General features: G+C 32.5%; 10 protein-coding genes and 1 riboswitch. Of the genes, 1 reads left to right on the top strand and 9 read right to left on the bottom strand.

What is annotated here, in order from left to right:
* Nucleotides 1-30: 30 nt before the first annotated feature.
* The 5 genes from yiaA to B0A81_RS12375 form a co-directional block, all read right to left on the bottom strand.
* Nucleotides 31-429 carry an inner membrane protein YiaA gene (yiaA, locus tag B0A81_RS12395; RefSeq protein WP_089058334.1) on the bottom strand — a complete coding sequence of 133 codons (399 nt, stop codon included), beginning with the start codon at nucleotides 427-429 and terminating at the stop codon, nucleotides 31-33.
* A gap of 164 nt (nucleotides 430-593) precedes the next feature.
* Nucleotides 594-1,130: a DUF4252 domain-containing protein gene (locus B0A81_RS12390; RefSeq protein ID WP_089058333.1), complete on the bottom strand. Its 537-nt coding sequence runs from the start codon at nucleotides 1,128-1,130 to the stop codon at nucleotides 594-596.
* A 97-nt stretch (nucleotides 1,131-1,227) separates the two neighbouring features.
* A complete protein-coding gene (locus tag B0A81_RS12385; protein ID WP_089058332.1) occupies nucleotides 1,228-1,755 on the bottom strand; it encodes a DUF4252 domain-containing protein in 528 nt (175 codons plus the stop codon).
* 16 nt (nucleotides 1,756-1,771) lie between these two features.
* The gene (locus B0A81_RS12380; protein ID WP_089058331.1) at nucleotides 1,772-2,233 is read right to left on the bottom strand and encodes a hypothetical protein; all 462 of its coding nucleotides are present in this window, start codon (nucleotides 2,231-2,233) and stop codon (nucleotides 1,772-1,774) included.
* Nucleotides 2,220-2,729 (bottom strand): RNA polymerase sigma factor, encoded by a 510-nt coding sequence (locus B0A81_RS12375; RefSeq protein WP_089058330.1) that lies wholly within the window; start codon nucleotides 2,727-2,729, stop codon nucleotides 2,220-2,222. Before B0A81_RS12375 ends, B0A81_RS12380 begins: the two co-directional genes overlap by 14 nt.
* A 157-nt stretch (nucleotides 2,730-2,886) precedes the next feature.
* Here B0A81_RS12375 and B0A81_RS12370 point away from each other — a divergent pair, with 157 nt between their 5' ends.
* A complete protein-coding gene (locus B0A81_RS12370) occupies nucleotides 2,887-4,374 on the top strand; it encodes a S41 family peptidase (protein ID WP_089058401.1) in 1,488 nt (495 codons plus the stop codon).
* 73 nt (nucleotides 4,375-4,447) lie between these two features.
* On the opposite strand, the gene B0A81_RS12365 is transcribed toward B0A81_RS12370, so the two are convergent.
* The 4 genes from B0A81_RS12365 to B0A81_RS12350 all read right to left on the bottom strand — a co-directional run bounded on the left by B0A81_RS12365 (nucleotide 4,448) and on the right by B0A81_RS12350 (nucleotide 8,964).
* Nucleotides 4,448-5,494, bottom strand: a complete 1,047-nt coding sequence (locus B0A81_RS12365) for a YncE family protein (protein ID WP_089058329.1) — start codon at nucleotides 5,492-5,494, stop codon at nucleotides 4,448-4,450.
* 5 nt (nucleotides 5,495-5,499) lie between these two features.
* Nucleotides 5,500-7,353, bottom strand: coding sequence for a TonB-dependent receptor plug domain-containing protein (locus B0A81_RS12360; protein ID WP_089058400.1), 1,854 nt, complete (start codon nucleotides 7,351-7,353; stop codon nucleotides 5,500-5,502).
* A gap of 27 nt (nucleotides 7,354-7,380) precedes the next feature.
* Nucleotides 7,381-7,585, bottom strand: a riboswitch (cobalamin riboswitch).
* A 66-nt stretch (nucleotides 7,586-7,651) separates the two neighbouring features.
* A complete protein-coding gene (gene cobC, locus B0A81_RS12355) occupies nucleotides 7,652-8,188 on the bottom strand; it encodes an alpha-ribazole phosphatase (RefSeq protein ID WP_089058328.1) in 537 nt (178 codons plus the stop codon).
* Entirely contained in the window at nucleotides 8,173-8,964 is a 792-nt protein-coding gene (locus B0A81_RS12350) for an adenosylcobinamide-GDP ribazoletransferase (protein WP_089058327.1), read from the bottom strand. Before B0A81_RS12350 ends, cobC begins: the two co-directional genes overlap by 16 nt.
* Nucleotides 8,965-9,034: the final 70 nt, after the last annotated feature.

Below are 9,034 nucleotides of genomic sequence, written 5' to 3'. Positions count from 1 at the left end.
TTGGAGCTTTTTTGTTTTGATTATTTTTTGTTATTCGCTTTTTTCGTACGACATATTGTCTCTTGTGTTCTTTTGTACAGAAATAGCACCGAATAAAGCAAGTAGAAAAGCAAAAGCATAAAAACCTTTTTCGCTTGGTAAGATAGTCGCATTTACTAATCCGATGGTCAATAAAGCAATTGATAAAAGCGTTCCAAACCAGCATATACCGTAATACATATTTGTAACAGGAAGATTTTCTAGTCTATCTCTAACGCTTTTTTGTAATGAAACTACTCCGAATAGACCAAACATTAATACAGTAAAGTAATATCCTTTCTCGTTTAAAAGCATTTCAGCTCTTGCAAGTCCAACTATAAATCCAATTGTTCCAGCTCCAAGAGCTACCCACGATGCCGCTATAAAGGCAACTGATGTTTTTTGTACCATGTTTGTTTTAATTTATTAAATGTATTGGTTAAAGGCAAATGTAATTAAATTCGTATAATATATACGAAAAAGAATCTAAAGATTATTCAGTTTTATCTTCTTAATTGTTAAAAATAAAAAAGCCCCATAATGGAGCTTTTTATTTTTAAAGTAAAATGTAGTTGTTATTTAACTAGCTGCTGTAAAGGTTTTAGCTGTTCCAAATCAATATTTGATTGTTTTAGAACGGTCATTAAAGTCATTATATTGTTTGGATTCATGTTTTTTCCTAAAACACGAACTACAGCAAAACCATTTTCTTTTCGATTAGCAAAAACAACAAACTCTTCAATGTTTTCATCCGTGCCCACATAGCTTATAGAAGCGCCGTCTTTACCAGAACCAAACGTCATTAGCTGTTGGTATTTTGGATCTTTTAAAATAGCTTTGACTTTTGCTCTTTCAGTTTCGAATTGAGCTTGGTTCTTGTCATTTGCTTTAAAAGCTAGAATATTCATTTTGTCAAATGATTTTAGAGCTTCGTTTTGCTGCGCAGATAATTTTGCTTTGTCTAAATTTAAAATATTAGAGGAAACATCGAGAGCAATAAAATCTTTATTGTCTGTGTTTTGTACAAAATATTTTTGCAATGAAGGTTCAGAATTACAACTTACTAAAGTCAATAAAACTAAAAGGGCTGAGGTAAAAACATTGAGTTTCATCTATGTTGAATTTATTTTTTATAGGTCATGTATGTTATCACCTTTTGATTGTTAAATGTTCGTTTGCACAAACTTTTTACTGCTGGTGATTTTGCAATTATTTTTTGCTTTTAGAGGCTTTTTTTAAGTCAGAACCGCCTGGAAGCTGCATTTTGTCTGTAAGTACTGAAATCTCGTTTAAGTCAAAATTTCCAGTTAGAGAAAGTAAGACAGTTTCGTCATTTTTTGCACCGTCAACAAACATTAGCAGCTCTTTAATTTGTGTATCGCTGGCGCCTGATTTTACCATTATGCGTACATTTTTACCGCTGTCATTTACTCTCATTAGTTCTTCTAAACCTGCTGTTTTGATATATTTATCAGCAGAAGCTTTCATATCTGCTTCGATTTTTGGATTTTTGGTTGTAAACACTTTCAAATAATCTAATTTTTTAATCAGATTAATGTATTGTTGTGTTTGTTTGTCAGTTGGGTCAGCTTTTACTTTGCTCATTAAATCGAACATTTTTTTGTTTACGATTACTGAAGTAACATCGTCTTGACCATCAAATTTGTCAAAAGCGCCTTGAGCATAAAATACATTTGTTACAAAGGCGAATACTAGTGTTATGATAAGATTTTTCATTTTTGATTGAATTTAATTACTGTTTAAAGATTTTGTTTTTTGATTGCTCGTATTCATTAATGTATTGTACACTTTCGATACCTACATTAACATTGTTTGATAATAGTGCCAAAGCTTTTTGAGTCGCTTTCAGCGCTTCTTCCGGATTATCATAGGTTCCTAATTCTGATTGTGCTGCAACCACTGGAGCTGCATTTTTTTCACTTATCAAAAAATAAGTTCCAATTCCGAGTAAAACAACAGCCGAAGCAGCAATCGATAACCACGCCACATTTCGTTTTTTAGTTTGTAGTGGAATTTCCTGCGTCGATTTTTGCTGTTTTACTTGAGAGAAATAACCAAAAAGCGGTTTGTATTGCTCCAAATGCTGCGCAACATTTGATGATGAAAAATATTCTTTTAATTGATTTTCTTCGGCAATAGTTGTTTCTCCCTCGAAGTATTTTTCTAATATATATTCTATTTTATCTGATTCCATAACTGTGTGTGTTAATCATTGCTTCTCTAATTTTTTTTCTTGCTCTTGAAAGTGCTACTCGAATCGCTGTTTCATTCATATTGACAATTTTTGCAATTTCATCAAATTCATATTGCTCGACATCTCGCAATTGAAGTATTATTTGCAATTGTTCAGGGAGTTGGTTTACTATTTTTTCAACCCACTCTAAACTGTCTGAATCTTCCAGTTTTTTATCCAATTGCGGCTCACGATCGGTAAAATTATTATGAACAATTTTTAGATTTCCAGCTCTTTTTGATTTTAATTGATCAAGACAATAATTTTTAGTCATTGTCATTGCCAATGCTTCAACATTATTATAAGCACTTAAATCGTCTTTTTTATTCCATAATTTAACCATTACCTCCTGAGCAGCATCTTCTGCTTCTTCGGTGCTGGTAAGCAATCGTTTTGCCAGACGAAAAACTTTGTCTTTAAAAGGATTTACTAATTCTATAAACACATTCTGGTTCATAAATTAAAGGTTATTCGTTAGCTTATATAGTCAAGACGAGACACGATTATTTTTGTTACAAAGACTTTGTATTTTTTTTATAAAAAAAGAATACTACTTAAAACTAAAGATAGTATTTTTACGTTAGTATTTTATAATGATGCCGAAACCAAATTTTATGAAAACAATTCTAAGATCAGCACTTCTCTTGTGTATGCTTGCATTTTCTTTGCAATCTTGTGAAGATCAGGACGATGTTATGTCTCCGTCTCATTTACAAGTTAATGATTTTGTATGGAGAGGATTGAATGAAGTTTATTTATGGCAGGCTGATGTGCCAAATTTAGCCGATGATCGTTTTGCGACAAAAGCGGACTTAGAAAATTATTTAGCGGGTTATTCAAGACCAGAAGATTTATTTCAGGATTTGTTGAATAAACCAATAAGCAAATACCCAAATGGTAATGCAATTGATCGTTTTAGCTGGATTGTTGATGATTATACAGTTTTAGAACAGGAGCTTAACGGAATTTCAAAAAATAACGGTTTAGATTTTAAACTTACTAGAATTGCTCAGGGATCTAATGATTTAGTGGGCTATGTTCGTTATGTTATTCCTAATTCTAATGCATCGACTAAAGATGTTAAAAGAGGAGATTTGTTTACGAGTATAAACGGAACTAAACTTACGATTTCAAATTATCAATCTTTATTAAGTAATGATAACTATACGTTAGATCTTGCTGATTTTAGCGGATCGGCATTTGTATTGAACGGAAAAACGGTTTCCTTGTCTAAAACAACTTTAGAAGAAAATCCTATTCTTATTAATAAAGTGATTGAATCTGGAGAACACAAGATAGGATATTTAATGTATAATGGATTTTATGCAGGATATGATTCCAAGTTAAACCAGGCTTTTGGCGACTTAAAAGGAATTACGGATCTGGTTTTAGATTTAAGATATAACGGCGGAGGTTCTGTAAGATCTTCTACACGTTTAGCCAGCATGATTACCGGACAGTTTGAAGGGAAAATATTTTCGAAAAGACAATATAATTTTAAGTTGATGGCTGGGATGACAGCCGATGATTTAGAGCTATTGAATGAAAGATTTGTAAAAAGTATTGATGGTGCAGCAATAAATAGTTTAAACTTGGCGAGAGTATTCATTATCACCACAGCAAATACAGCATCTGCAAGCGAATTGGTTATCAACGGACTAAAACCATATATTGAAGTTGTTCAGGTAGGCGAAATTACTACAGGTAAAAATGTGGGTTCGTTTACGGTTTATGATTCTCCAACTTTAACCAAGACAAAGGTGAATCCAAATCATAGATATGCTATGCAGCCGTTGGTTTTTAAAATTGCTAATGCCGCTGATTTTGGAGATTATACACAAGGATTATCACCAACCTTTCCTTTAAATGAAAAGGTTGTTATAAAGGATGAACCAGGTACTCATTTGGGGATATTAGGAGATAAAACGGAGCCGCTGTTAAATCTAGTGATTTCAAAAATAACAGGAGCAACAGCTAAAAAGATCCAAACCGACGACAGTTTCGATTTACCTGAAATCAGCAATTCTAAAAAAATAAATGGACTTCGAAATGAAATGTATTTAGAGAATGTTCCAAAAGAATTTATGAGGACTTTAAAATAGAAGTAAAAAAAATAGGCTTTCAGAGATGAAAGCCTATTTTTTTTCCAAAAACTAATAACAAATTCTAAAAGAATTAATCATTAAAATAGAAACCATTTGGTGCAATACCAACTGTTAATTCTTTTAGTAAAGTTCCAGTCAAGTTATAGATGTATGCTTTACTGTCTACTTTGTAGTTACCGCTGTCTGCCAAGTAAACTTTACCGTCTTTAACTGCAAAACCGTATAAGTTAGCAACTGAAGGAGCATTGAAAATTGGAGTTGAAGAAACTGCAGTTGCAGAAGTGTTTATAACAAAAACAGAATTTTTTACTGTATAATAAATTTTGTCATCAGAAATATCTAAATATCCAGCTTTTTCTAAACTTGCAGGGAATGGAAGTTTAGAAACAGATTTATCTGCTAATTTTACTTTTACAATTTCGCTGCTTGCTCCACCCCAAGGTGCTCTTAATATGTACAGAATACCATTTTCCTCTTCAATTGAATCAGCGCTCGTTCCAATTGTTATTGGAGCTTCTACAGTTTTAGTTGCAATATTAACAATCAAAAGTTTGTCGCTCGCATCTGGTTCAGTAATGTACAATTTACCATTTTCAAGAATAAGTCTGTTTGCAGTAGCATTCAATTCGATTTTTGATTCTACCTTGTTTGTCGCTAAATCAATTACAGCAACGTAATCATCAGTATCGCCAGTGGCAGCATTAATGTACGAGTAAGTATTTGCATTAGTAACGTAAGCTTTTCCGTCTTTTACAACACCATATCTTGGATTAGCAAGTCCGCTGTCGATTTTAGCGATTAATTTAAAAGTATATCTGTTTACTACATTTATAACATTTGAACCACCAGCAATGATGTAAGCTCTGTCTCCGTTAAAGAAAATGTTTTGAGCGTATTTTCCAAGTAAATCTGATCCATTTGCTGCAGTGTAAGCATCTTTTGTAAAAAGACTAAAATTATCACTAGAAAAAGAAACCGTCCCTTGTCCTGTACTTCCTTCATTTAAAATGAAAAATCCGTTGTCGTATTCTCCTTTTGGCTGGTCATCATCGTCATTAGAACAAGACACAAATAAGGAAACACCAAGTGCTATTAAAAGTAATTTACTAAGTTTCATAATTATTAAAATTTTAAAGTTAAATACATGTTGAAATTTCGACCAGGCATAGGTCTGTCCTCAAGACTTTCATAATTTTCGTTGAAAATATTCAATACCTGAATGCCAAGTTTGAAGGAGTCAAGAAATTTAAAATCATAATCGATTCCAATATTGGATAAGGTATAATCTTTTATGATTTCGTCTGGATTGTTATCTGCTCTAGTGTAAACAAATCCGTTATATAAAAATTGATAATAAGCAGAGATTCTATTTCTAGAATAAGAAACGGAACCTGTCACTTTATTAAAAGGAACAAAGAAAAGCTGTTTTTTAGTTTCTTCGTCTTTAGAAGCAGTGTAAGCATAAGAAGCATTTGCACCAAAAATATTTTTACCATACTGTTTTTTCCAACTCAACAAAGTTTCGGCACCATAACTATTAACCTTATCTCTATTTTGAGGTGTCCAGATGCCATTTGAACCCGGAACCCATTGCAGCAAATCTTTAATTTTGATGTAATAAAAAGTCTGTGTAAGCGAAATGTTTTTAAAAGTAAAAACGTTTCCAATTTCTGCCTGATAAGAGCTTTCTGGCTTTAAATCAGGATTCCCGCCTTGTTCCCAGTATAAATCATTGAAAGTTGGGATTCTGAAGTTTCGAGATAAATTCAGTTTTAAATTGTACAATTTGTTAAACTGATAAGAAGATCCAAGATTGAATAAAACAGGAGATTTGTAATTGTCTGTAAATTCTTTTCGAATACCAAATTCATTCTTCCAGTCAGTCGAAAAATCTTGTTTTATAAGTAAAGCAGCCGAACCAATTTCTCTAGTGTTATCTCCAAAACCGCTTCCGTAACCTTTTGTTCTGTTATAATCTACGATTCCGTTTATCTGAGTCGACTTAAACAAAGTGTAACCCAAATCAGCTTTAGAAATAAAACTCTCCGTTTTTCCGTATGTATATTGATTTTTTGAATTATCAGCATAATACTGATAGTTTTCAAAAATATACGCCGTTTTGAAATTCGCAGTAAGTTTTCCAAAATTACCATCGTATTCTAATAAGTTTCTGTTGAAACCATTAACATACTTACTTTTAGTTTCTGTTTCAGTAATTAAAGAAGTATTTCTATCTGTATTTGAAGTCTGAGTGTATAATTTTAAGCTGTTTTTAGCATTAATTTTATATCCCACATTGGCATTCATTGTAATAACGTCGTATTGTCCGTTTTGGTTCCAGCGTTGTTCACCTCTCCAAGTATATCGATTTAAATACTTATAATCGTTTGTTGAGCTGTTTTTAGAAAAACCAATTTGAGCACTCCATTTTTCGTTAGAAATATTGGTTTTATAATTGATTCCAATCGTGTTGAAACTGCCATAATCTAATCTTAAATTATTCTCAAAACGCTTATAAAAACTCATGTCATTATTTAAATGCACAGTTCCTCCAATTGCACCGCTGCCATAAATAACGCTTCCTCCGCCTGCTTTTACGCTGACAGAATTATAATCGAAGCCCGAAATTGTATTGAAATCAGTACTTCCGTTCATTTGAGAATTAATGTTAATTCCGTTCCAGATTACTGCAGTCTGCGAAGAAGTAGTTCCTCGAAAAGAAACCGTAGAAAGCATTCCGCGACCATATTCTTTAAAATAAAGAGTTGAATTAAAATTTAATAAATCAGTAAGTAAAGCTTCATTTTTACCTATAATGGAATCATTAAGTTTTAAAACGGATTGAGAATTGGAGTATTTTTTAAGATTAGCATCAGAAACCAGAACTTCTTTCAGGTTATTAATAGAATCTTTTTGCGCCAAAATACTCTGGCACAACAATAAGAAAAGACAAGCAAAGCGTATTTTTAAAGTCATAATTTCTACACTCTTTTTCCCGAGAGCTCGATATTTGTTACAAAGGCAGGTCTCCTGGCTTGCGTCTTGTTGTTTACCTTCCCATTCGCCGCGGCGAACAGTGGTTTTGTAGTTTACAACAAGCATTCTTTTCAGAACAAAGCTTACAGTTGCGGGTACAGCTCAAGAATTTTTACTTGATTCCCTTTTAATGTGTTAATAATAAAACACAACCTTAATTTGCTGCAAATATAAAGTTAAAAATAATGATAATTCAAATTTGTTTTGCTTTTCAGATTAAAATGCAAACAAAAGGACTTTATAATTCGATTTTTATAACCTGTCCAAAGTCTACTTTGTTTTGAAAAGCATCCTTTAACGGAAGTGAAGTCTGGTGGCATAAAATACTTCTGATTACACCGGCATGTGCTGTAATAATAATTGGAGATTTTATTTTTTTTGAGATAAGTGCTGTTATAAAGTCTCCAACTCTTTCGTGTAATACAGCAAACGATTCTCCATTTTGAACTTTAATATTTACAAAATCTTCCATCCATGGATTTAATTGTTCTGGTGGAATTTCATTCCAGTTTTTCAATTCCCAATCGCCAAAATTCATTTCCATTAAACGCTCGTCTTCTTGATATGAAATTGCTTTGGTTTTTGCTTGAATGTATTTTGCTAAAGTAACACAGCGTTTTAACGGACTTGTAAAAATGAGAGCTTCTGAAGGTAGTTGTGAAACAATGTTTTCGAATATCATTTCAAAAGGAGCAGCAATATCAACATCAGATTGCCCGTAGCAGATTCCTTTCTCACAGACCGTTTCAGTATGACGAACTAAATAAATTTCCATATCAAAAGAAAGCTTAAGTAATAAACAACTTCACAAACTTGCTGTGTTGCGCCAAGACAGTCTCCTGTATAGCCGTCGATCCATTTTTGGAAATATCTAGCGAGAAAATAACGCATAATAAAAACAGGAATTAAAGCTAAAAGAAATTTAGAATTGAAATAGGAGAGTGCCAGCAAAGGAATCAATCCGAAGAAAAAAGATCCGAAAATTTCTTTCCAGCTATGTTTTTTAGCAATCGGTTTACTTTTGCTTGAAGCATCGTCTCGAGAATATTCATGCGTGAAAATAATACTAATTGCAGCTAAACGACTTATAGAATGAGCGGAAATAAATAATAAAAAAACTAATAAATAAGAATTACTGTTTGTAAAAAGTGAAATTGATTCTGTCAGCAATTTAAATTTTGCTAAAAAAAGTAAAACTAATCCAATTGCTCCATAAGCTCCAATTGCGCTGTCTTTCATAATCATGAGGATTTTTTCTTTAGTCCATCCTCCGCCAAATCCATCGCAGACATCAGCAAATCCATCTTCGTGAAAAGCTCCAGTTGTTAATACAGAAGCTATGATGGCAAAAATAACTGCCGTTTCTGTTGATAGGAAAAGTGAAAAAATATAGAAAAAAGCAAATGAAATTGTTCCTACAATCCAACCGATAAATGGAAAATATCGTGTTGCTTTATTTAAGTAATCTGGATCATGATTGATGTTTTTTGGACAAGGAATTCTGGTGTAGAACATCAAACAGGTGAAGAAGATGTGTAGTTCTTTTTTCATTTAGATTGTAGTTGTTTGGCTAAAGCCTTTTTGAGAGACAATATTTTGTTCCAACATCTAAAGATGTTGG

The sequence above is a fragment of the Flavobacterium plurextorum genome (assembly GCF_002217395.1).
In the GTDB taxonomy this organism is placed as follows: domain Bacteria; phylum Bacteroidota; class Bacteroidia; order Flavobacteriales; family Flavobacteriaceae; genus Flavobacterium; species Flavobacterium plurextorum.
This window is presented reverse-complemented; position numbering and strand designations above follow the sequence as displayed.

Excerpts from the sequence above, each read along its gene's own strand:
- yiaA (WP_089058334.1), bottom strand. The coding sequence starts at position 429 with ATGGTACAAAAAACATCAGTTGCCTTTATAGCGGCATCGTGGGTAGCT.
- B0A81_RS12390 (WP_089058333.1), bottom strand. The coding sequence starts at position 1,130 with ATGAAACTCAATGTTTTTACCTCAGCCCTTTTAGTTTTATTGACTTTA.
- B0A81_RS12385 (WP_089058332.1), bottom strand. The coding sequence starts at position 1,755 with ATGAAAAATCTTATCATAACACTAGTATTCGCCTTTGTAACAAATGTA.
- B0A81_RS12380 (WP_089058331.1), bottom strand. The coding sequence starts at position 2,233 with ATGGAATCAGATAAAATAGAATATATATTAGAAAAATACTTCGAGGGA.
- B0A81_RS12375 (WP_089058330.1), bottom strand. The coding sequence starts at position 2,729 with ATGAACCAGAATGTGTTTATAGAATTAGTAAATCCTTTTAAAGACAAA.
- B0A81_RS12370 (WP_089058401.1), top strand. The coding sequence starts at position 2,887 with ATGAAAACAATTCTAAGATCAGCACTTCTCTTGTGTATGCTTGCATTT.
- B0A81_RS12365 (WP_089058329.1), bottom strand. The coding sequence starts at position 5,494 with ATGAAACTTAGTAAATTACTTTTAATAGCACTTGGTGTTTCCTTATTT.
- B0A81_RS12360 (WP_089058400.1), bottom strand. The coding sequence starts at position 7,353 with ATGACTTTAAAAATACGCTTTGCTTGTCTTTTCTTATTGTTGTGCCAG.
- cobC (WP_089058328.1), bottom strand. The coding sequence starts at position 8,188 with ATGGAAATTTATTTAGTTCGTCATACTGAAACGGTCTGTGAGAAAGGA.
- B0A81_RS12350 (WP_089058327.1), bottom strand. The coding sequence starts at position 8,964 with ATGAAAAAAGAACTACACATCTTCTTCACCTGTTTGATGTTCTACACC.